Source organism: Pontibacter deserti (assembly GCF_023630255.1).
GTDB classification, from domain to species: Bacteria; Bacteroidota; Bacteroidia; order Cytophagales; family Hymenobacteraceae; genus Pontibacter; species Pontibacter deserti.
In genome coordinates, this window is sequence record NZ_JALPRS010000001.1 from 941,366 (window position 1) to 964,576 (window position 23,211).

General features: G+C 44.8%; 16 protein-coding genes. 8 read left to right on the forward strand and 8 right to left on the reverse strand.

Features of this window, described 5'->3' with window-relative positions:
- Positions 1-14: 14 nt before the first annotated feature.
- Positions 15-1,439, reverse strand: coding sequence for a Glu/Leu/Phe/Val family dehydrogenase (locus MJ612_RS04040; RefSeq protein ID WP_187029681.1), 1,425 nt, complete (start codon positions 1,437-1,439; stop codon positions 15-17).
- Positions 1,440-1,728: 289 nt separating this feature from the next.
- On the opposite strand from MJ612_RS04040, the gene MJ612_RS04045 reads away from it, so the two are divergent.
- Positions 1,729-2,217 carry a hypothetical protein gene (locus MJ612_RS04045; RefSeq protein WP_187029683.1) on the forward strand — a complete coding sequence of 163 codons (489 nt, stop codon included), beginning with the start codon at positions 1,729-1,731 and terminating at the stop codon, positions 2,215-2,217.
- 73 nt (positions 2,218-2,290) lie between these two features.
- Here MJ612_RS04045 and MJ612_RS04050 read toward each other — a convergent pair whose 3' ends face one another.
- The 4 genes from MJ612_RS04050 to MJ612_RS04065 all read right to left on the reverse strand — a co-directional run bounded on the left by MJ612_RS04050 (position 2,291) and on the right by MJ612_RS04065 (position 8,273).
- Complete coding sequence (locus MJ612_RS04050; protein ID WP_187029685.1) at positions 2,291-2,890, reverse strand: FKBP-type peptidyl-prolyl cis-trans isomerase; 600 nt, start codon at positions 2,888-2,890, stop codon at positions 2,291-2,293.
- 431 nt (positions 2,891-3,321) lie between these two features.
- The gene (locus MJ612_RS04055; protein ID WP_187029687.1) at positions 3,322-6,708 is read right to left on the reverse strand and encodes a methylmalonyl-CoA mutase family protein; all 3,387 of its coding nucleotides are present in this window, start codon (positions 6,706-6,708) and stop codon (positions 3,322-3,324) included.
- A 212-nt stretch (positions 6,709-6,920) separates the two neighbouring features.
- A complete protein-coding gene (locus MJ612_RS04060; protein ID WP_187029689.1) occupies positions 6,921-7,631 on the reverse strand; it encodes a LuxR C-terminal-related transcriptional regulator in 711 nt (236 codons plus the stop codon).
- 72 nt (positions 7,632-7,703) lie between these two features.
- Positions 7,704-8,273 carry a DUF1003 domain-containing protein gene (locus tag MJ612_RS04065; RefSeq protein ID WP_187029691.1) on the reverse strand — a complete coding sequence of 190 codons (570 nt, stop codon included), beginning with the start codon at positions 8,271-8,273 and terminating at the stop codon, positions 7,704-7,706.
- A 224-nt stretch (positions 8,274-8,497) separates the two neighbouring features.
- Here MJ612_RS04065 and lepA point away from each other — a divergent pair, with 224 nt between their 5' ends.
- From lepA to MJ612_RS04095, 6 genes are all read left to right on the forward strand, one after another.
- Positions 8,498-10,282 carry a translation elongation factor 4 gene (gene lepA, locus MJ612_RS04070; protein ID WP_187029693.1) on the forward strand — a complete coding sequence of 595 codons (1,785 nt, stop codon included), beginning with the start codon at positions 8,498-8,500 and terminating at the stop codon, positions 10,280-10,282.
- Positions 10,283-10,427: 145 nt separating this feature from the next.
- Entirely contained in the window at positions 10,428-10,943 is a 516-nt protein-coding gene (locus MJ612_RS04075; RefSeq protein WP_187029695.1) for a class IV adenylate cyclase, read from the forward strand.
- Positions 10,944-10,957: 14 nt separating this feature from the next.
- Positions 10,958-11,845 (forward strand): bifunctional 5,10-methylenetetrahydrofolate dehydrogenase/5,10-methenyltetrahydrofolate cyclohydrolase, encoded by an 888-nt coding sequence (locus MJ612_RS04080; RefSeq protein ID WP_187029697.1) that lies wholly within the window; start codon positions 10,958-10,960, stop codon positions 11,843-11,845.
- Positions 11,846-12,507: 662 nt separating this feature from the next.
- On the forward strand, positions 12,508-12,705 hold the full coding sequence (locus MJ612_RS04085; RefSeq protein ID WP_187029699.1) for a hypothetical protein: 198 nt from the start codon (positions 12,508-12,510) through the stop codon (positions 12,703-12,705).
- 64 nt (positions 12,706-12,769) lie between these two features.
- Entirely contained in the window at positions 12,770-13,423 is a 654-nt protein-coding gene (locus MJ612_RS04090) for a 7-carboxy-7-deazaguanine synthase QueE (protein WP_187029701.1), read from the forward strand.
- 6 nt (positions 13,424-13,429) lie between these two features.
- Complete coding sequence (locus tag MJ612_RS04095) at positions 13,430-15,355, forward strand: OmpA family protein (protein WP_187029703.1); 1,926 nt, start codon at positions 13,430-13,432, stop codon at positions 15,353-15,355.
- Positions 15,356-16,101: 746 nt separating this feature from the next.
- Here MJ612_RS04095 and MJ612_RS04100 read toward each other — a convergent pair.
- From MJ612_RS04100 to MJ612_RS04110, 3 genes are all read right to left on the reverse strand, one after another.
- Entirely contained in the window at positions 16,102-17,388 is a 1,287-nt protein-coding gene (locus MJ612_RS04100; protein ID WP_187029705.1) for a citrate synthase, read from the reverse strand.
- 607 nt (positions 17,389-17,995) lie between these two features.
- Complete coding sequence (locus MJ612_RS04105; protein WP_187029707.1) at positions 17,996-18,328, reverse strand: hypothetical protein; 333 nt, start codon at positions 18,326-18,328, stop codon at positions 17,996-17,998.
- A gap of 89 nt (positions 18,329-18,417) precedes the next feature.
- Entirely contained in the window at positions 18,418-18,885 is a 468-nt protein-coding gene (locus MJ612_RS04110) for a MaoC family dehydratase (RefSeq protein WP_187029709.1), read from the reverse strand.
- Between the two features lie 690 nt (positions 18,886-19,575).
- On the opposite strand from MJ612_RS04110, the gene MJ612_RS04115 reads away from it, so the two are divergent.
- A complete protein-coding gene (locus MJ612_RS04115; protein ID WP_187029711.1) occupies positions 19,576-23,208 on the forward strand; it encodes a T9SS-dependent M36 family metallopeptidase in 3,633 nt (1,210 codons plus the stop codon).
- Positions 23,209-23,211 lie beyond the last annotated feature (3 nt).

Here is a 23,211-nt window from a genome sequence, read left to right on the forward strand (position 1 = left end):
GTAACTTCCTTAGCTTACGGAAATATTCCTAACGCTTCGTAGCTTACCCCGATTTTCTCAATTGCAGTTAAAAATGCTGCTGTTCTCATATCAGGAATATTTTTCTGACGCATGGTTTCTCTTATTTCGTGGTAGGCATTTATCATTGTATCCTCCAGACCTGAGCGTACCAGATTCACTTCGTCGGAACCTCTGGTTAATATTGCTTTTTCCTGGGTAGTCATGCTCTTACCTGATGTAGATTCTATAGCATTTACTAATCGCTTGTAGCTGGCTTCTTCTGCGCGTTTACCCATTCGACCAAAACGTACATTTGACAGGTTTTTAAGCCATTCAAAATAAGAAACAGTTACACCGCCAGCATTCAGATAAAGGTCAGGAAGTATAATAATCCCGTTCTTAATCAGTATTTCTTCAGCCTCCTGCGTTACAGGGCCATTGGCCCCTTCTGCCACAATTTTAGCTTTTATTTTAGGCGCATTAGCCAGGTGGATCTGGTTTTCCAAGGCCGCAGGAATTAAAATATCACATTCCATCTCCAGCAGGTCCAGCGTATTTTCTATGTTTTTACAATTCTTGAAGTTAAGTATAGAGCCTGTTTCATTGCGGTGTTTAAAGACTTCTTCTACATCTATTCCATCAGGGTTAAAAATACCGCCTTCGCGCTCAGCTATACCTGTAATGATCGCGCCATCCTGCTGACAGAACAATGCTGCATGATAGCCCACATTACCTAAGCCCTGAACTATAACACGCTTACCTTGCATAGTGCCGCCATCCAGGCTTTTGCCTTTAAGCAGTTCCGTATCAGCAAGCGCTTCACGTATGCCAAAGTATACCCCTAAACCAGTTGCTTCGGCCCGTCCTCTAATTCCGCCTTGCCCAACAGGCTTCCCTGTTACACAACCCAGCGCATTAGTCTCACCGTACTTCAGGGCCTGGTAAGTATCAGCTATCCAGGCCATTTCGCGGCTACCTGTACCATAATCCGGGGCTGGTACATCCATTCCGGGTCCTATCAGGTTTTTCTTGATAAGCTCAGCGGCATACCTGCGGGTTACTTTTTCAAGTGTCTTAACAGAGCTGGTTCTGGGGTTTATCTTTACACCACCTTTAGCGCCTCCAAAAGGTACATCCACCACAGCGCATTTAAAAGTCATCAGGGTAGCCAGTGCTTTTACTTCATCTTCATCTACCTGCATGCTAAAACGAATACCACCTTTTGACGGGAGCTTATGATGGCTGTGCTGCACACGGATGCCTTCTATCACTTCTATTTTTCCATCTATCTCTACCGGGAAGGAAACCTTATATACACTGTTGCAAACCTTGATTTGCGAAAGTATACCAGAAGATAATCTGGAGTACTGAGCGGCATTGTCAAAATATTTGTGTACACTGTTCAGGAACTTGGCCCCTTCGTTCTGGTTATCTGCCATGGTGTTCTATGGTTAAGGTGATAATAATTAGATGATTTTAGAACGGCAGATGAAATGTTTTGTTCTGATTTGTAATGGCTCACAGGGCTATACCTGATTTTCAGATAATAAAAAGGTTATGCCTCCGTTAACTAAATATTACTTAATAAAGTACAAACTTTATATTTTATATAGATAAGGTAATATTATCTTGTTTAGTAACTATAAAGTATTCATATTTGTAGACATTGCTTGGTTACCGCCGCCCATTAAATTACCTATACAGTCAGTTAAACACCTTAGCCAAAGTATGCAAGATAACACTGTGCTTCAGGCACTAGATCATTCTAAAATTGCGGGTGCTGTTTTCCCGGGAGAAGAACATGTAACGGAGAACCTTTATGTGGCTTTTGATGATGCTACTGAGATACTACATGTGAAGTGGCAAGGAGAAGTAGATACTAAAGATTTTCGTGATGGGTACATGCATATACTTAGAATGGTGCGATTCTTCAAACCATCCAGGTGGATACTTGACCTGCAAAGCAGAGACAGTATAAAAAAGGAAGATCAGCAATGGGTGATAAAAAACGTTTTCCCGCAGATACTCCGGATGCTTAACCAGGATGTTTTTATTGCTGTGATACTGCCGGTTTCGCTATATGAAAGCCTGATGCATGGTCTTAGCGGGGATGAGTTTATAGACAAAGAAAACCTGTTGATCATGAACCACTTCTTATACTATGAGGAATGTGTCAGGTGGTTACAGGAAGTAAATGTTGCCAGTGAACGCGCATAATTGATACTACCTATAAAACAAAAGGCCTGGCTATACATTAGCCAGGCCTTTTGTTTTATTAAATACAACTCGCTTAGTGAACTGAGATCAGTTCTACATCAAAAATGAGCGTAGCATTTGGTCCAATTACATCACCAGCCCCTTGAGAGCCATACGCCAGGTTAGAAGGGATGTAAAGTCTCCATTTTGCACCTTCTTTCATTAACTGCAACGCTTCTGTCCAGCCGGCAATTACGCCATTTACAGGGAAAGTAGCTGGCTGACCACGCTCGTAAGATGAGTCAAAAGTAGTACCGTCTATAAGTGTACCATGATAATGTGTTGTTACTTTATCAGACGCTGAAGGTGATTTGCCTGAACCTTCATTTAACACCTCGTATTGCAAACCGCTTGGTAAAGTCTTTACACCGGCTTTATTTTTATTTTCAGCTAAAAAAGCCTCGCCTGCTTTTTGATTCTCAGCAGCAGCAGCGCCTTGTTTCTGGCCCATTTCCTGCTGTAGTTGCATCATAGCTTCCTGCACTTCAGCCTGCGACAATGTAGATGGTTTTCCTTCAATAGCTTCTTTCATGCCTTTGATGAAAGCATCTGGATTTACATCTATTCCCTGTTTTTTAAGGTTGCCTGCCATGTCGCGGCCAATAATGTAGCTGATCTTTTCTTGTAATGTCATGTATGTATTGATATGTGAAAGAAAGTATAAAAGTATAAGATAAGAAGGTTTTAACCTAATGCCTCTATAAACGGCAAAAGCGAACTATAGGTCCGCTTTCACTTTTTAAAACGTAATCAAATTATAGATACATGTGAACTTCTTCTTCAGAAAGATCAATATGTATATCGTGGGAGGTTAGCCAGCCTTTCATAAAAAAGCCAAATGTTGTGCCTAGTAGCAGCAACGAAGATATAGTTGAAAGTCGCTTCATGATGCTTTTGTAAAGGGTTATTTTATACCTACTAACGTGTAGTGTTATTGAAGGTTACTTCTGTATATTATTATATTTTAAACTTATTATTAAGAGAATGTTATGTTGCATGTATAACAAAAAAGGAGCCAGTTTTAACCGGCTCCTTTTTATTTAACTTATACTTCAGAAGTATAACTTACATGTTTCTGCGGTACTGTCCGCCTACTTCAAATAATGCGTTGGTAATCTGGCCAAGCGAGCAGTATTTCACCGTCTCCATCATCTCCTCGAAGATGTTACCGTTGTTGATCGCCACCTGCTGGATACGCTTCAACATTTCAGCTGATTTATCTGCGTTACGCTGGTGCAGCGACTGCAGCATCGAGATCTGGTACTGTTTCTCTTCTTCGGTAGCACGGATAACTTCCTGCGGAATAACCGTAGGAGAGCCCTGAGAAGAAAGGAATGTATTCACACCGATGATCGGGTACTCGCCGGTATGCTTCAGGGTCTCATAGTATAAACTTTCCTCCTGGATCTTACCGCGCTGGTACATGGTCTCCATTGCACCCAATACGCCGCCACGCTCTGTTATGCGGTCAAACTCTAACAATACTGCTTCTTCAACAAGGTCTGTTAGCTCTTCTATGATGAACGAGCCTTGCAGCGGGTTCTCGTTTTTGGCAAGCCCTAACTCACGGTTGATGATCAGCTGAATCGCCATTGCACGACGTACAGAAGCCTCTGTAGGTGTTGTGATTGCCTCGTCGTAAGCGTTCGTGTGCAGCGAGTTACAGTTATCGTAAATAGCGTAAAGCGCCTGAAGCGTAGTGCGGATATCGTTAAAGTCGATCTCCTGTGCGTGCAGCGAACGGCCTGATGTCTGGATGTGGTACTTCAACATCTGCGAACGGGCATCGGCGTTATACTTGTGCTTCATCGCCTTCGCCCAGATTCTTCTGGCTACACGGCCAATTACCGCGTACTCCGGATCGATACCGTTAGAGAAGAAGAAGCTCAGGTTTGGCGCAAACTTGTTGATGTCCATGCCGCGGCTCACGTAATACTCTACAAAGGTAAAGCCGTTGGCAAGCGTAAAGGCCAGCTGCGAAATCGGGTTAGCACCGGCTTCTGCAATGTGGTAACCTGAGATGGACACCGAGTAGAAGTTGCGCACGTTCCTGTTGATGAAGTACTGCTGTACGTCACCCATCAAACGAAGCGAGAACTCTGTAGAGAAGATACAGGTGTTTTGAGCCTGGTCTTCTTTCAGGATATCGGCTTGCACGGTACCGCGCACAGCTGCCAGTGTACGGGTTTTGATGGGCTCGTATACTTCAGCAGGTAATACCTGGTCGCCGGTTACACCCAGCAACATCAAGCCTAAGCCATCATTTCCTTTTGGCAACTCGCCCTGGTATCTTGGACGCTCAACACCTTTCTCTTTATAGATAGCGTCGATCTTCTGGTTTATTTCTTCTTCCAGGCCATGCTCTTTAATGTATAGCTCACATTGCTGGTCGATGGCGGCGTTCATGAAGAAGCCGGTAAGTATAGCTGCCGGACCGTTGATGGTCATCGAAACCGACGTCATTGGGTCTGCCAGGTTGAAGCCGGAGTATAGTTTCTTGGCATCATCGAGGCAGCAAATGCTTACGCCTGAGTTACCAATTTTACCATAGATGTCTGGTCTGAAATCCGGGTCTTCGCCGTACAGCGTTACCGAGTCAAACGCTGTAGACAGACGCTTGGCTGGCATGCCTAAACTTACGTAGTGGAAGCGGCGGTTCGTGCGCTCTGGTCCACCTTCGCCGGCAAACATACGGGTAGGGTCTTCGCCTTCGCGCTTGAACGGGAATACACCGGCAGTGTAAGGGAACTCACCCGGCACGTTTTCCTGCAGGTTCCACTTCAATAGATCGCCCCATGCTTCGTAGCGTGGCGTAGCAACTTTAGGAATCTGTAAGTGAGAAAGCGACTCTGTATGTGTCTTTATCTTCAGTTCTTTGTCGCGTACCTTAAACACGTAGAATTCATTCTTGTAGGCCTGTACTTTCTCTTTCCAATTCTCGAGTATCTTCTTGTTCTGGCCATCTAAGCTTAAAGCGACTTCAGCGTAAGCTTCTTCCAACTGCTTCACCAGTCTATCTTTATCGGCAATTTCTATACTTTGAACAGCTTCGATAGACTTTTTGATACCGTATAGTTTCTGAGCAACTTCTGCCTGGTCCTTGCTCCACTTGTCGTAGTTGCGGATAGTTTCAGAAATCTCAGACAGATAACGGGTACGGGCAGGAGGAATGATGTATACTTTCTCCGACATCTCCTGCGAGGTGTGCAGGTTAGAGTTAAATTCTACACCAGTTTTCCCCTGGATCTTGGCCATTACCGCACGGTACAGGCGGTTCATACCCGGGTCGTTGAACTGGGAGGCGATGGTGCCGAAAACCGGAATATCGTCATCATTTACATCCCATAGTTGATGGTTGCGCTTGTACTGCTTCTTTACATCGCGGATGGCATCCAATGCACCCCGCTTATCAAATTTGTTCAGGGCGATCACATCGGCAAAGTCCAGCATGTCGATCTTCTCGAGCTGCGTGGCGGCACCGTATTCCGGCGTCATCACGTACAGGCTCATGTCCGAGTGCTCGATGATCTCCGTGTCAGACTGACCAATACCGGAAGTTTCCAGAATGATCAGATCAAAATCAGCAGCCTTTACAATGTCCACAGCGTCCTGTACATACTTGCTCAGGGCCAGGTTGCTCTGGCGGGTTGCCAGCGAGCGCATGTACACTCTTTCGTTCGAGATCGAGTTCATGCGGATACGGTCACCTAATAAAGCACCACCAGTCTTACGCTTTGATGGGTCTACAGAAATAATTGCAATCTTCTTGTCAGGGAAGTCCAGCAGGAAACGGCGCACCAATTCATCCACCAAGGATGATTTACCGGCACCACCAGTACCTGTTATACCCAACACCGGCGTTTTTACTTCTTTCGCCTGCTCTTTAACAGAGTCAAGTATAGTTCTGGCTTCTTCCGGGAAGTTCTCGGCAGCTGAGATAAGTCTTGCAATGGCTTTCGGGTCTTTATCGCGCAGGTGCTTGGCTTCGCCATTCAGGTTCTGGCCTGTCGGGAAGTCGCATTTCTGCAGCATGTCGTTGATCATGCCCTGTAGTCCCATGGCACGTCCATCATCCGGAGAATAAATTCTGGCTATACCGTAACCGTGCAGTTCTTCGATTTCGGTTGGAAGTATAACTCCGCCACCGCCACCGAAAATACGGATATGGCCGCAGCCGCGCTCGTTCAACAGGTCATACATGTACTTGAAGTACTCGATGTGTCCCCCTTGGTAAGACGTAATCGCAATTGCCTGCGCATCTTCCTGTATGGCACAATCCACGATCTCCTGTACCGAACGGTTATGGCCTAAGTGTATCACCTCTGCGCCCGAGGCCTGAATGATACGACGCATGATGTTAATGGCAGCATCGTGGCCGTCGAACAAGGAAGCAGCCGTCACGATACGGATGTGGTTGACAGGCTTATATGGTTCTACTGTAGTAATTGACATACTTTAGTAACAAGATTTTTCGAAATATGATGCGAAGATAGGACTAAGATTTATAAGATTAAAGGATGCGCATATTTTGAATGAGTTTCGGAGCTTGACCTCAAAGTATACGTTTATCAACCTTTAGCAGTAAGGACCTGTAGCCAGCCCTAAATCTTGCAGATTATTTACTCTTGTAACTGATTTCAACGACTATAAGTTTTACCTTATACTTAGCCCAAACCAGCTTCTTTACCCAACGATACAAGGTCGGCAACATTGGCGGTACCTAATTTTTGCTGGATGTTTTTACGGTGTGTGCTTACGGTATTCAGGCTAATGAAAAGCTTATCGGCAATAGCTTTTGAGCTGAGGCCTTTGCATACCAGGTCCAGTACTTCCAGCTCGCGTTTACGGAGGCAGTTTACCAGCAATTTGTTCTTTTGTTTCAGGTTCTCCCGCAGGGCCTGCACTAATTGTTCATCTGTATTCATGCGCGGGCTCATATCCACATCCACGCAGAGCAGTTCCTGCACCTGGTTCGCCGCATCTTTCTGAAAGGCTTTAGCCCAACCTATAAACCATTTATAGGCTGTTTCTTTTTTATGTTTCGCCCTGAAAACGCCTCCAAATTCAGCTCCATCAAAATGCTGGTAGTGGGTAATGCTGTCGTCAGGTACGGTATGGTCGTCGGGGTGCACAATGTTATACATATATTCCATTCCACCCATCTCCCGAATCTCAGCTAAAGTATAGCCTAATGTTTCTTCGTTGGTTTTATTACACCATATTACACCTTTCTTAAGATCGGAGATGTAAATATTAGCGGGAACCTCGTGAACAACTTTTTCCAGAAAATCACATTTTGTCTGTAGTTCCTGCAGTTGCTTTTCCAGTTCAGCAATTTTATCTAAAGTTACGTTAGCAGTTTGTTTATCAGGCATGAGCGCAAAGCTTAGTATACTTAAAGATATAAATATAAGTATAAAGCTTCAGGAATTTATGATAACTGCCTGCTAAAGAATTTCGTTCTTTTTGGTTTGGTTTATCTGCTCCTGGTGTTTTTCCATTGTATCCATTACTTTCTCCGGAGCAACATTCTTTTCAAGTTCTTCAATCTCAGGGTCTTCTGATTCCTGAATATCCATTTTCTGAGCTATAGCTCTTACCATTTTGATCAGGTGGGTAACTTCATGTTCAGCCAGCAGGCTAACCTGCAAATCAAGTTCTGCACGCTTATCGGCTTGAGCCGACATGCGGTTCTGACTGATGAGCACAAACGTGGAAAGGAAAATGGCTTCTACCGATGCGATCATGGCCAATACTACAAACGATTCATCAAATGGCTTAAGCCCAAACCAACCTAGGTTCCAGATCACCCAGATACCATAAATTGCCAGGTGAATGTATACATAAGCCATACTTCCGGCAAAGCGGGTGATAGCATCAGCTACCTTGTCCTGAACCGATCTTTCCCGGTCTTCCTGCTGTTTTCGTTCTAGTAATGCTTTTATATTCCGCTCCACCACCTGCGTCATTCTTCCTCTTTTATCGGGAGCGGTGTTTTTATCTTCGTTTAGATTCATATAGTATTTCAAGTAAATGTTTTTGTATACGGAAGAAGAAGTAATTCGAACCAGCAGCCTAGCTAATGATTGTTTGCCTGAAAAGGTGGCGTCAGCGGTAGTGTTAACCTAATGCAGATAACTTCAGGGGTAAGTATAATTTATACCTGTAAACTATAAATCTTGCCTGCAGAAGCAGCAACAAAGCCACTTTCTTCTTAACTTTGTTCTTCGTATAGATATTTATGAAGAACATCCGCAATTTCTGTATCATCGCCCACATCGACCACGGTAAGAGTACTCTGGCCGACCGCCTATTGGAATTTACCCAAACGGTAGCGGAGCGCGAGATGCAAAACCAGCTGCTAGATAACATGGATCTGGAGCGAGAGCGAGGCATTACAATTAAAAGCCACGCCATCCAGATGAACTATAACTATAAAGGTGAGGACTATGTACTTAACCTTATAGATACACCAGGCCACGTTGACTTTTCGTATGAGGTTTCACGTTCTATTGCTGCCTGCGAGGGCGCGCTTTTGATTGTAGATTCATCACAAGGTATAGAGGCACAGACCATCTCTAACTTATACTTAGCTATTGGTAACGATCTTGAGATTATACCTGTACTGAACAAGATTGACCTGCCGCATGCCATGCCGGAAGAAGTTTCGGACCAGATCATTGACCTGATCGGCTGCGACAGAGAAGATATTATCCATGCTTCTGGTAAAGCCGGTATTGGTATAGAAGATATCTTGAATGCTATCTGCGAGCGTATTCCAGCTCCGAAAGGCGACCCGGCTGCACCGCTTCAGGCACTTATCTTCGACTCCGTTTTCAACTCATATAGAGGTATAGAAGTATACTTCCGGATTTTTAACGGTACGCTTAAAAAAGGAGAGAAGGTAAAGTTCATAAACACGGGCAAAACCTACGAAGCCGATGAAATTGGTGTACTGAAACTAAACCAGGAAGCGCGCCAGGAAATGGGGGCCGGTAACGTGGGCTACCTTATATCTGGTATAAAAAATGCGAAGGAAGTAAAAGTTGGTGATACGATAACACACGTTGACAAACCTGGTGAAAGTATACAGGGTTTTGAGGACGTGAAGCCAATGGTATTTGCCGGTATTTACCCGGTTGAGACTAGCGAATATGAAGAGTTACGCGCTTCAATGGAGAAGCTGCAGCTAAACGATGCTTCGCTTGTTTGGGAGCCTGAAACATCTGCAGCACTTGGTTTTGGTTTCCGTTGCGGTTTCTTAGGAATGCTGCACATGGAGATCGTGCAGGAACGCCTGGAGCGCGAATTTGATATGACCGTTATCACGACGGTTCCATCAGTGCAGTTCCATGTTCATACTACTAAAGGTGCATTGCTAAAAGTAAGTGCGCCCTCCGAAATGCCGGAGCCAAACTATATCGACCACGTAGAAGAGCCGTTCATTAAAGCCCAGATCATTTCTAAGTCTGAGTTTGTGGGGCCAATCATTACGCTTTGTATGGATAAGCGTGGCATCCTTAAAAACCAGACTTACCTGACCAGCGACCGTGTTGAGCTGACCTTTGAAATGCCTCTTGCTGAGATCGTATTCGATTTCTTTGATAAACTGAAAACCATTTCTCGTGGGTATGCTTCCCTGGACTATGAGCTGATTGGTTTCCGTCAGTCGAACATGGTGAAGCTGGATGTAATGCTGAACGGAGAACCTGTGGATGCTTTATCTGCCATCGTGCACCGCGACAAGGCTTACGATTGGGGCAAGCGTCTGTGCGAAAAGCTGCGTGAACTGTTGCCGCGCCAGATGTTCGAGATCGCCATTCAGGCTGCTATCGGCCAGAAGATCATTGCTAGAGAGACTGTAAAAGCTTTGCGCAAAAACGTTTTGGCCAAGTGTTATGGGGGTGATATTTCGCGTAAACGTAAACTTCTGGAGAAACAGAAAAAAGGAAAGAAACGCATGCGCCAGGTAGGTAACGTGGAAATTCCGCAAGAAGCCTTCTTAGCCGTGCTTAAACTCGACTAACATAGAACAAGCCCCGACGTGCTGCCTGCGCGCCGGGGCTTGTGGCTTATATACAATTAAGAAAGAGAGCTTTTAACAAAGGATAAAAGACCTGTAGTATAAACAGTCCTTTGTCAGGAAGTCTGGATATAAACTTACTAAAGCATTGTACGCCGATATAACTATAAAAGCCCGCTGCTACGACCCAGCCAAGGTTGAGAGTATACTTCTGGAACACGAGGCCGAGTATGTGGGGTTAGATGTGCAAACGGATACCTACTATGAAACAGATTATGGTAAGCTAAAGCACCGGCAAGGAACTATAGAAAACGTGCTGATACACTATAACCGGAAAATCAACGGGGAGGCAACGCAAACCGAAGTGATGCTATATCTGAAGAATCCCGGAGTTGAAACTATAGACCAGATTTGTGGAAACCAGAGACTGCTGGCGCAGGTAAAGAAACTCCGGAAAATATATTTCATTGAAAATGTGAAGTTCCACATCGATTACTTGGAGGAACTTGGGCATTTTGTTGAAATAGAAGCCATTGATCTGGATGGATCTTTAGGCATAGACTTGCTGAATCAGCAATGCCGTTATTACAAAGAACTGCTCCAGATTGAAGAAGACGATTTAATTACAAGTGCCTATACTGATTTAATACATCATAATTCCTAATAATAAATCAAACTATGATCCTGCTTGACGGTAAAAAAACATCCGAAGTTATACAACAAGAGATTGCTGCTGAAGTGGCTGATATCAGAGCCAATGGCGGAAAAGTGCCTCACCTGGCGGCTGTACTTGTAGGCAATGATGGTGGTTCAGTTACCTATGTTACAAATAAAGTACTGGCCTGTGAACGTGTTGGTTTTGGTTCATCCCTTATCCGTTATGAAGACACTGTAAGTGAAGAGGAGTTGCTTTATAAAATAAAGGAGTTAAATAATGATGATGAGATCGATGGGTTTATAGTTCAGTTGCCGTTGCCGCGCCATATAAACACACAGAAAGTTCTTGAATCAATTGATCCCAGAAAAGATGTAGATGGCTTTCATCCGATAAATGTAGGGCGTATGGTAGTGAATCTGCCTGCTTATTTGCCTGCCACACCATATGGTATACTGCAACTCCTGGACCGTTACCAGATTGAAACAGACGGTAAACATTGTGTGGTGATCGGTCGCAGCAACATAGTAGGTTCTCCGATAAGCATCATGATGGCCAAGGCTGCCTATCCTGGAAATGCCACTGTTACACTTTGCCACCGCAATACTGTCGATCTGGCCTACCATACCCGTCAGGCAGACATCATTATTGCAGCAGTAGGCAAACCAGGTCTTATTACGGCAGATATGGTGAAAGAAGGCGCTGTTGTGATAGATGTAGGAACTACGCGCGTGCCAGATGCTACACGCAAAGCAGGGTACAGGCTGCGCGGTGACGTAGACTTTGATAACGTGGCACCAAAGTGCAGTTATATTACGCCAGTTCCGGGTGGTGTAGGTCCGTTAACCATAGCTATGCTTTTAAAGAACACACTCCGCGCTGCCAAAAGAGAAGTTTACGCTGCTGTGTAAGTATAAAATTAGGTATTAAGTTTAGCCGTATATCGTGACAGGTGTGCGGCTATTTTTTTACCTCTGTACAGAATAATCGTCTAAAAAGGGAAAGCCGTTCTTTGAATGAGTATTTTCGGGGTTAGACAGCGAAGCGTGCGCAGCTCCTGCGAGTGTCTTGCTTACAGTTTAATAGTTGCCGTTGGTCCAACCACCCCCAACCCCTCCTTGTCTAAGGCGGGGAGCTTTTCTTACTTTGCTATTTCTTCAGCTATAGTTTCATAGTTGCAGTCTTAACACCCTTATGAGGTTTGCTCGCAAGTTTCGAACTCCCGTTCTCACTTATCCTCAAGGGGCAGTTCTGCTATTACTATAGCTAAGTTAATAGTTCCATAGTTATAGACCAAGAGCGGACAGGTCGCGACCTGTCCCTACGGAACTACATTGCAGGAAAAGCTAAGAGCCATAACACTTCAACCCAACAATAGCTATTGCTATCTAACTGATCACAGTCTTTGGGTTGAGCGCCTTGTAAATATCTGGTGCCGGTCAGGCATTGCGACGAAGGAGCAAAAGAGATTTGCACCGCGCGATGCCCAAAGACGAGGCCTCGCGGCCGTGAGCGCACCAAAGGAAACTATGGCAACTGTAGGCAGGTAGAGCTCCCAGAATTGGAGGTAGCTATGAAAGAAAAAGCTTGGTTCAAGATGGAGGAACCTTCAACTATAAGACAAATAAGATTTCTCGACTTCGCTCGAAATGACAAAGAAGAAAGAAAAAGCTTTACTTCTCAAAATCTCTTAAACCCCAGCGGAACACAACATACTATAAACCTTGTTGCATTTTTAGCTACCTTTGCAAGTTCTGCAGAGTTAATTTAAGCTCCTTCAGAATTGAAGAAAGCAAGTATAAGCACCGGTAAAGGTGCACAAGGTTAGAAGTAAATTGGAATCAACTAAAATTTTAAAAACAGCATCCATCCACCAGGTACCAAAAGACGGTAGTCGTTTACCCCTGATGGAAGCTTTTTATACCATACAAGGCGAAGGTGGTAACACTGGCACCGCTGCGTACTTTATCCGATTAGGCGGCTGCGATGTAGGTTGCCATTGGTGCGATGTAAAAGAGAGTTGGGATGCGGAATTGCACCCGCTTACACCTATTGAAGAAATCGTAACTACAGCTGAAACTTTCCCGGGGAAAACCGTGGTAGTAACAGGTGGCGAACCGCTTCTTTACAACCTGAACCCGTTAACCGCACAACTCCTGGAAAAAGGCATCCGGACCATGATCGAAACATCGGGTGCGTACCCGCTTAGTGGCTATTGGGATTGGGTATGCCTTTCTCCTAAAAAGTTTAAAGCCCCTGATGCATCGGTATATCCTTTTGCAGATGAGCTGAAAGTGATTATCTTTAATAAGAGTGACTTTAAATGGGCAGAAGAGCATGCAGCCAGAGTAGGTGAGAAAACAAAACTTTATTTGCAGCCGGAGTGGAGTAAAGCCAACCAATTAATGCCTCTTATAGTAGAATACGTGAAATCAAATCCACAGTGGCGTGTGTCGTTACAGACGCACAAGTATATGGACATTCCTTAGCAATTTATGCCAAAGCAACTGCTTGTTTTTCTTCTGTGTTTTTTTCTGGCAATAGGGGTTTATGCTCAGAAGCAACCCTTAAGCACAACTTCTAAAAAAGCTGAAAGTTTATACCTGAAAGCTGATGATTATGCCCGTTCCCGCGATTTTACCCGGGCACTGGAGCTATTAGCTGAAGCAGTAGAAAAGGACCCTAATTTTGCTGAAGCTTATCTGAAGGCATCGAACCTGAACAAGATGATGGGGAATAAGGCGCAGTCTTTTGAGCAGTTAGACAAAGGACTAAAACTGATGCCCTATAATCCGGCCTTTGCCAATTATTACTTCGATCTGGCAGAACTCAATTTTGATAAAGGAGATTACAAGGCAGCAAAAAGTAATTATGAAAATTACTTAAAAGCGAATACAAAAAACAGTCGCTTTATTACTTATGCTAAAAGCCAGATAGAGACTGCAGATTATGCTTTGCAGGCAATGAAAGAGCCTGTTCAGTTTAAGTCGGTGCAGCTACCGGCCAACATCAATAAATATCCCCTTCAATATTTCCCATCCACTACTGCAGATCAACGCTACCTGATTTTTACAGCTCGTAACGGGCTACGACCAGACCAGGATGAGAACATATTTATCAGCGAAAAGAAAGAAGGAGAGTGGCAAGCACCGGTTTCAATCTCTGAAATCATAAATACAACAGCCAACGAAGGTGCTGCTACTATTTCCGGCGACGGTAAAACATTGGTATTTACAGCCTGTAGCCTACCTGACAGCTTTGGCGATTGTGACCTTTATATTTCTTTCAGAACAGGAAATGAGTGGAGTAAGCCTAAGAACATGGGCAGTACTGTTAACTCAAAGAACTGGGACTCGCAACCAAGCCTTTCTGCAGACGGTCGTACCCTATACTTCAGCTCGATGCGCGGAGGTGGTATTGGGAAAGAAGATATCTGGACTACTACTTTAAGTGATGATGGTTCGTGGGGTAAACCGCGAAACATGGGTGAACCTGTAAACTCAAAAGGCCGTGACCTGGCTCCATTTATACATGTAAGTGGTTCTACTTTATACTTTGTAAGCGATGGGCATAAAGGTTTAGGCGGACTGGATGTTTTCATGACAGACTTAGCTTCGAGGCAGCAGTGGCAGACTCCTAAAAACCTTGGTTACCCTTTAAATACGCACGCGGACGAAAGTTCTTTATACATTACCCCTGATAATAAACTTGGTTTTTACGCGCGCAGTATGAGTACAGATGACGGAACTACTACTGTACAGTTATATTCCTTAGATGTTCCCGCTGTCTGGCAGACCAAAGCAAAGAGTACTTACGCGCAGGGTCGGGTTTATCATGCTGATACAAAAAAGCCATTGGCAGCAACCGTTCAGCTATATGATATAGAGGCCGATTCGCTGGTACAGCAGGTACGTTCAGATAAAGTTAGCGGAGAATATACTGTAGTGCTTACCGAAGGCAAGCAGTATGCTTTGTATGTAAGTGCGTCGCAGTTTATGATGAACAGCCTGAACTTTGATTATACTTCCCGTAAGAACCTGACACCCGTAGCGCTGGATGTATACTTAAAGCCCATTAAAACCGGCTCTGCAGTCGTACTGAATAACCTGTTCTTTCCATCAGCAAAGTATAACTTGGAGAAGAAGTCTCAGACTGAGCTGAACAAACTCATCAACTTCATGCGCCAGAACCAGAACCTCAAAATTGAAATTACCGGCCACACCGATGATGTTGGTTCTGACGCAGCAAATCAACTGTTATCAGAAAAGCGGGCGAAAGCTGTGGTAGATTACCTGGTAGCTAAAGGTGTTTCCGGGAATCGTATCAGGTATAAAGGCTTAGGGGAAAGTAAGCCTGTGAAAGCTAATACCTCTGAAGAAAACCGCCAATTGAATCGCCGCATAGAGATGCAGGTTCTATAAACTATAAATCAGTGTTTACAGAATTATAAATTAGGCAGTATGACCAAGATCTCGTAGTGTGCGCAGCTACTACAAGTTCTGGTGACATTTCTTTTCGTTGTCATCCCGAGCGTCAGCCGAGGGATCTTATATGTCCTATAGTTGCTGTTTATGCTTTCTCAAACCAAGCTATACTATCATAGCTGCCTCTAATCCTGGGAGCTTCACTTACCTACAGTTGTCATAGTTAGCTTTGGTGCCCTCACGGCCGCGGGGCCTCGTCCCCGAAATTCTTCGGGATCTGGGACTTCGGGTATCGCGCAGTTTACATTTTCTTTGCTCCTTCGGTCGCAATGCCTTATGGCACCGGAAATCTACAAGGCGCTCCACCCAAAGACAGTGATCGTTAGAGCTATAGGTAATTGAAGATACTATAGTTGTATAGCTTTTCTCGTGGTTGTAGCTTCGTAGAGACAGATCGCGATCTGTCCTGTTCATGGTAGGTAACTATAAAACTATAGCTAGTGAAATGGCAAAACAGAAGTGTCCCCTTGAGGGGACTACAGGGGTGTTAAAGCAGCAACAATAGATCTACAGTTTTTTTTATAAGACCTTCGAGTATATACCAAACCTCGCAGCGTCTCATGCATCAGTCCTTGCTTCGTAGCCAGATTCTCGCAGGAGCTGCGCACGTTGCGAGATCAGAAAAGGATATAAACAAAAAGGCTGGTTTAAGAACCAGCCTTTTTTGTTATTAGTGAAATAGATTATCTCTCGTTCATCGGTACATAATTGCGTTCAGTGTCGCCGGTATACACCTGACGCGGACGACCTATTGGCTCTTTCTGCTCACGCATTTCTTTCCACTGAGCAATCCAACCTGGCAGACGACCAAGAGCAAACATTACTGTGAACATATCAGTAGGGATGCCTAGCGCTCTGTAAATGATACCTGAGTAGAAGTCTACGTTAGGGTATAACTTACGATCTACAAAGTACTGATCAGTAAGCGCTGCTTCTTCCAGTTCTTTCGCAATATCCAGGATAGGGTCGTTTACGCCAAGAGCAGTTAATACTTCGTCAGCAGCTTTCTTAATGATGGTAGCACGAGGGTCGAAGTTCTTGTAAACTCTGTGACCAAAGCCCATCAGTCTGAAAGGATCATCCTTATCTTTTGCTTTTGCAATGAATTTTTTAGAGTCACCACCATCCGCTTTAATTGCTTCCAGCATCTCGATCACAGCTTGGTTAGCACCACCGTGCAGCGGGCCCCATAGCGCTGAAATACCAGCAGACACAGAAGAGTATAAGCTAGCGTTTGCAGAACCTACCAGACGCACAGTAGAAGTAGAGCAGTTCTGCTCGTGGTCAGCGTGCAGGATAAGCAGTTTGTTTAATGCGCTTACTACTACAGGGTTAAGTTCATATTCTTCAGTTGGATACGCGAACATCATGTGCAGGAAGTTCGAGCAATAGTCCAGCTTGTTTTTAGGATAGTTTACCGGATGGCCGATTGAATTCTTATAAGACCACGCTGCTATAGTTGGCAACTTAGCCATCAGGCGGATGATCGTCAGGTTAACTTCATCTTTAGACTGATTCGGGTTAAGCGACTCAGGATAGAAAGCAGTTAATGAACTGATCAAAGCTGAAAGTATACCCATTGGATGCGCCGTAGATGGGAAACCATCTAAAATTTTGCGCATATCCTCATTCACCAGTGTGTGTATCTTGATCTCGTTTGTGAAAACATCAAGTTCCTGCTGAGTAGGCAGTGCACCGTAAATCAGAAGGTAAGCAACTTCAATAAAGCTTGACTTCTCAGCCAGCTGCTCGATAGGATACCCTCTGTAACGCAGAATACCTTCTTCTCCATCCAGAAAAGTGATCGCGCTCTCGGTAGCACCGGTATTTTTATAACCTGAGTCGAGCGTAATATAGCCGCTCTCAGCACGCAGGTTGTTTATATCAATTGCTTTTTCATTTTCGGTACCTACTACGATGGGCATTTTGTAGGATTTACCCTCTAAAATAATTTCAGCGAAATCTGACATTGTTTCGATTTGTTTATGTCCGTTGTTGTGTCTCTTTTGGTAAAGGCGAAATTATGCAAAAATGTAATAAAATGAAATCTGGCTAACTTTAATATCTGAAATTTACAATGTAATTTAAGATAGCGGGTTATGCTTCACCTATAAACGGCTGTGCAAGAAAAAGTTTACATAGCTTATAGTTTATCTATTTACTTGTTTGCAATTGTAATCAGGTTTATAAGTATAAGCAGTAGAAGAGAGAGGTTTTTACCTGCTTGACCTTAGACATTTACCCAATTTACTGCCATAAATTGAACAGCAAGCTTAAGGTTATGTTTATACTTCAAGGTTATACTTTTGTAAAAAGAAAAAGCCACCTGAAACAGTGGCTTTATATATAACAGCAAGTATAGCAGGTTAAATAGAAGAGTTGCTCTTCTTCTTTTCCTGTTTTGCTGCTTTCTTCTCTTTAGTGGTTTTTGCAGGTTTCTTTTTTGCCTCTTTTTTTGCGTCTTGTGACTTTGCCATGATTTCTAGGTTTAGGATTTCTCTAAAGCTACTTAAATTCCATCATAATACGTAAAAGAGTTTAGAATGGCTGTCCGGTGATAACGCTCAATTTACTTAGCTACCAGGTTGGTGGCATATCTTCATCATCGTCATCAGAGACCGATCCGGAAAAGCCATCCCTTGGATTATAAGGTGTTCCTTTACCTTCCAGGTGGTTTTTCATGTCGCGGTGCAGTTTGATACTATCAAGCCGAAGGAACTCATGCCATAGTTGCTGGTCCTCATCTGATAACCGGTCTATAAGATCTTTGAGCTGCATGCTCTTTTCCTGCTCCATCATTTCCCGTATATAAGGATCTGAATCTACGAGCACCTGTATCCGCACCCTGAAATAAGCATTCAGTTCCAGGTAACGCGCCTCATCCCAATCGTTCAGGTTAATGTTCTCCATAGTCCGTATACTTCCCCTGCCTGTTCCTGTTACGGTTTGCTCCAGGTATGCAGCCTTGTTAGTTTTACCTGAAGCTGCACAAAAGTTTTTTACGAATTAAAGTGATACAGGAACGTAATAATACCTGTAAAAGCAGGTTTTTTGCTGTCCTTTATATCAAGTGTTACTTCCAGGCGTGCTTTGGCAATGCCACGCAGATCTTTAACAGATAGTAGTTTTGCTCGAAGGCGCACCTCGCTGTTAACCGTTACTGCCTGGTTAAAGCGCAAACTTTCTATTTCATAGTTAACCTGCATTTTCAGGTTTTCGATAGATGTTATCTGAGACCATAAGTAAGGAAGCAGCGACACGGTCAGGTAGCCATGTGCAATGGTTGTACCAAAAGGAGATTCAGTTTTAGCGCGTTCCTGGTCTAAGTGTATCCATTGGTGGTCCAGGGTGGCATCGGCAAATTTATTTATCTGCTCCTGTGTAATTGTATGATACTCGGATACTCCCATTTCAGAGCCTTCGTACTGGACAAGCTCCCCGAGGCTGCTGATAGTTAATTTGCTCATGTATAGTGTTGTGTTTGGTTGTTGTTTGCTATAGCTGCCACAAAAGAAGTAGCAGCTTCAAATATACACCGATATACGGAAAACAACATATACAGCTGTTTCTTAACTTCTCTTGGATCCTTAAGTGCATCAAGGCTTAACTTAGAGGGGATTTTTGAAATTTTTATGCTTGGAAAAGTATAAAATATCATAAAGTGTGTTTATTGGTATAGTTAAATTTTGTATGAATAGGTGTATATTATGCATCTTTAAGTCGAGTATAACTTCTGCAAGTCTCCGTAATTTTAAGTGCTATAATCCACAATCAGAAAAGTGAAAAATGCGCTACACAGCAACAATAATACAATAAGCGTTTAGCCTAGTTAAATTTAATGTTGTAACAACTATAAATTTATAGTATAAACAGTTATTATTCATGCATATTAAACTTCTGCCTTACCAGAATACAATATAGGTGTAGTGTAGTCTAACAACAGGTAAATCCATTGTTTTCACATCTTCGTAATTGATTCATTATCACTAGTAAAGTACAGATAGTGCAACATTTACAAGGGATATCAATAGTTCTTATTTATCAGTAACTCAAAAGTTTATAGTTTGATTTGCTGTTTAATATACAATTGATAGCTCGAGTAGAAAAATAGCTTACCTTATTATAATACCATATGTAACACCTTTAACTAAACTAAAATGAAACTACGGATTACGAAGCAGTTGCTGTACCTGTGGGGGATTTGCCTCTTTCTGGTGCCGCTTACTGCAAATTCCCAATCAGCGCTGGACAAGGCCATGCAGCACATCCAGCAAACCAAAGCAGAACACAAACTTACCTCCGCCGACCTGGCCGATTATGTTATAACCGACCAGTATACCAGCAAGAACAACGGTGTAACACACATCTACCTGCGCCAGCGTTTCCAGGGCATCGAAGTGGTTGGCGCCAATATCAACATCAACATTTCAAAAGAAGGACAGGTCATCAACATGGGGAACAGGTTTATCCCTAACCTCAGGGCTGCAATCCGTAATAATACCGCTGCCATATCGGCACCGCAGGCTGCCAGCGCCGCTGCGCAACACCTGAAACTGAACGTGAGAAAGCCACTTGAAATAAAGGAAAGAAAGAGACCCACCGATAAAGTAACCGCAGCCGCAAAAGCTGTAGTACTGACTGATGGCGGCGTATCGCTGAACCCGATCCCGGCTAAGCTGGTGTACCAGCCCATGGAAGATGGTACCGTAAGGCTGGCCTGGGAAGTAGAGATCTATAACCTGGATGCACAGCACTACTGGAGCATGAAAGTTGATGCCGCTACCGGACAGGTACTGAAGAAAGAAGACCTGGTGATACAGGATAACTGGGGACCTGCCGTTGTAACCGATGCACCGGAGAGTGCTTCTGCCACTACAACCAGCACCATTAAAGCACAGGCTGCTAAAAGAAGGTTGCAGCAGAAAGTTAACCAGCTGCTTTACACGCAAATGGTGGCACCGAAAGCAGCAACTATAAGCAGCGCCGCGGCGGTAGCTACAAGTGGGACCTACCGTATTTACGATGTGCCATTCGAAACTCCAAATCATGGCGACAGGACCTTAGTTACCGGCAAAGAGAATGCGGCTGCCTCGCCACTGGGCTGGCACAACGACGGTACCGTGAGCTATACGATAACCAAAGGTAACAATGTGCACGCCTACGAGGACAGGGCAGGAGCCAACGCCGGTTTAAGCCCGGATGGTGGTCTTAACCTGGTGTTCGATTTCCCGCTGGACCTTACCAAAGAGCCCGATACTTATGTGCAGGCAGCCACTACCAATCTGTTTTACTGGAACAACCTAATGCACGATGTCTTTTACCAGTTCGGTTTTGATGAGGTGAGCGGTAACTTTCAGCAGACAAACTTTACTGGCCAGGGAGCCGGACTGGACGGTGTGATGGCTGAAGCACAGGATGGCGGTGGTACCAACAATGCCAACTTCCTGACCTTGCAGGATGGCGTACCGGGCCGTATGCAGATGTATCTTTGGACATCTTCATTGCCTGCTAAATTGCTCCACATCACAACTCCATCATCTGTAGCGGGTTCTTATACAGGTGTGCAGGCTGCTTTTGGGCCGGAAATAAACGAGACGGGCGTGTCAGGCAAGATTGTGTTGGCTGACCCGGCTAACGGTTGTAATGCTGCCCCTGAGTTGCCAGCTGGTTCTGTGCCGCTGCCTTTTAATAACCAGACAGCTATTACCGGCAACATTGCGCTGGTTTACCGCGGTGATTGTTCGTTTATATCGAAAGCGTTGAACGCACAGGCCTCCGGGGCAACTGCAGTTATTGTCATCAATAACGTAGATGGTGAACCGATGTCAATGGGTGGCGATGAGACCGGTGCTACCGTACTTATACCTGCTATCATGATCACGAAGGCGGATGGCGACAAACTTGTTGCTGCTATTGCCGGTGGACTTTCAGGAGCCTTACGACGTGATGGCGGCGTTCCTCCGCTGAAAGACGGTGACCTGGATAACGGTATCATTGCTCACGAATATGGCCATGGTATCTCTACTCGCTTAACCGGTGGCCCAAGTACCCAGTGTTTAACAGGAGCAGAGCAAGGTGGCGAAGGCTGGAGCGATTTCTTTGGGTTATACATGACGATGAAAGTCGGCGATACCGGCCCGCAGCGCAGAGGTATTGGTACGTATGTGCAGTCGCAGCCAACAGATGGGGGTGGTATCAGACCTGCACCTTACAGCACCGACATGAGCATCAACCCTTATACCTATGGCGACATCTCGAACCCGGAAATATCTGTACCGCATGGCGTAGGCTTTATCTGGGCAACCATGCTCTGGGACCTGACCTGGAACCTGATAAATGAGTATGGCTACGACCCGAATATCTACAGTGGCAAAGGCGGTAACAACATAGCGCTGCAGCTGATAATGGATGGCCTGAAACTACAGCCGTGCAGCCCTGGCTTTATTGATGCCCGCAATGCTATACTTGCAGCCGATCAGATTAACAACGGCGGGGCCAACCAGTGCTACATCTGGGCCGCATTTGCCAAGCGTGGTTTAGGTTACAGCGCGCAACAAGGCAGCAATAACGACCTGACAGATGGAGTAGAGGCTTTCGATATGCCACCATCATGCGCGCCACAGTTCGCTATTAACATGAATGCCAACCCAAGCCCAGTAACAGACGGGCAGGAGCTGACCTACAACATTACCGTTACCAACAACACAGCCAGCTCGGTAAGTGGTGTAACCGTAACCAGTGCTGTGCCAGCCAATACCTCTTTTGTAGCAGATGGCAATAAGGACATTAAAGTAACCGGCAACACGGTAAGCTTTAGAGCAGTGCGCATGGCACAGGGCGAAACTATAAACCGCAGCTTTAAAGTGAAGGTGAATAAAGGTGACGGTACTACGGTATACTTTAACGATGATATGGAGAACGGAGGCACCAAGTGGAAGACAAGCAGTACGCTGTTACTCAATAACTGGATGCTAAGCTCTAAAAACCCTTACAGCGGCAGAAACTCCTGGTTTGCAGCAGATCCGGATAACCTCAGTGACCAGTACCTGACACTTGCAACGCCTGTAACTATAGGTGAGAACGCGCTGCTGCGTTTCTGGCACAACTATGCAACCGAAGAAGGCTTTGATGGTGGTATTGTAGAAATAAGCACCAACAACGGCCTTATCTGGACCAACCTGGGCAGCAAAATGATACAGAACGGCTATAACAGCTCGATTCCGCTGGAAAATGCTGCTACCATAAGTGGCCCGGCCTTTACAGGTAACAGCAACGGATATATACAGACCATTGTTGATCTGGCTTCCTACAAAGGACAGAAGGCACTGATTCGATTCAAGATGGCATCTGATGTGCTGACCGCTGCTACCGGCTGGTATGTAGACAACGTGGATATTGTATCGAACCCGGTAACTATTCTCAACTCGGCTACAGTAACTTCGCGCTTCGGAGGCGATGCCACAGCCAACGTGGAGACACTGGTACTGAAAGCCGGCACGCTTAGCCAGACATTGGTATCTAACGCTGCCGCTAAGCCAACCAAAACCATTATGTACCCGAACCCTACACAGGGCAAACTGAACCTGCAACTGGCCGAAAACCTGACAGGGGAGCTAGTGATACAGGTGGTAGATAGTTATGGCAAGCAGGTGATGGCTACGCAAGTACAGGCCGATGAAGCCAGGAAAGGAGCTATACTTGATGTGCAGCAGCTGACACCAGGCATCTACCTGTTTAAGGTTACAGCCGGATCACATTCTGAAACGCACCGCATCATGATCAATAAGTAGAAC

Bases quoted from the DNA above. Each gene is read 5' to 3' on its own strand.
- MJ612_RS04040 (WP_187029681.1), bottom strand. From the start codon at position 1,439: ATGGCAGATAACCAGAACGAAGGGGCCAAGTTCCTGAACAGTGTACAC.
- MJ612_RS04045 (WP_187029683.1), top strand. From the start codon at position 1,729: ATGCAAGATAACACTGTGCTTCAGGCACTAGATCATTCTAAAATTGCG.
- MJ612_RS04050 (WP_187029685.1), bottom strand. From the start codon at position 2,890: ATGACATTACAAGAAAAGATCAGCTACATTATTGGCCGCGACATGGCA.
- MJ612_RS04055 (WP_187029687.1), bottom strand. From the start codon at position 6,708: ATGTCAATTACTACAGTAGAACCATATAAGCCTGTCAACCACATCCGT.
- MJ612_RS04060 (WP_187029689.1), bottom strand. From the start codon at position 7,631: ATGCCTGATAAACAAACTGCTAACGTAACTTTAGATAAAATTGCTGAA.
- MJ612_RS04065 (WP_187029691.1), bottom strand. From the start codon at position 8,273: ATGAATCTAAACGAAGATAAAAACACCGCTCCCGATAAAAGAGGAAGA.
- lepA (WP_187029693.1), top strand. From the start codon at position 8,498: ATGAAGAACATCCGCAATTTCTGTATCATCGCCCACATCGACCACGGT.
- MJ612_RS04080 (WP_187029697.1), top strand. From the start codon at position 10,958: ATGATCCTGCTTGACGGTAAAAAAACATCCGAAGTTATACAACAAGAG.
- MJ612_RS04085 (WP_187029699.1), top strand. From the start codon at position 12,508: ATGAAAGAAAAAGCTTGGTTCAAGATGGAGGAACCTTCAACTATAAGA.
- MJ612_RS04095 (WP_187029703.1), top strand. From the start codon at position 13,430: ATGCCAAAGCAACTGCTTGTTTTTCTTCTGTGTTTTTTTCTGGCAATA.
- MJ612_RS04100 (WP_187029705.1), bottom strand. From the start codon at position 17,388: ATGTCAGATTTCGCTGAAATTATTTTAGAGGGTAAATCCTACAAAATG.
- MJ612_RS04105 (WP_187029707.1), bottom strand. From the start codon at position 18,328: ATGGAGAACATTAACCTGAACGATTGGGATGAGGCGCGTTACCTGGAA.
- MJ612_RS04110 (WP_187029709.1), bottom strand. From the start codon at position 18,885: ATGAGCAAATTAACTATCAGCAGCCTCGGGGAGCTTGTCCAGTACGAA.
- MJ612_RS04115 (WP_187029711.1), top strand. From the start codon at position 19,576: ATGAAACTACGGATTACGAAGCAGTTGCTGTACCTGTGGGGGATTTGC.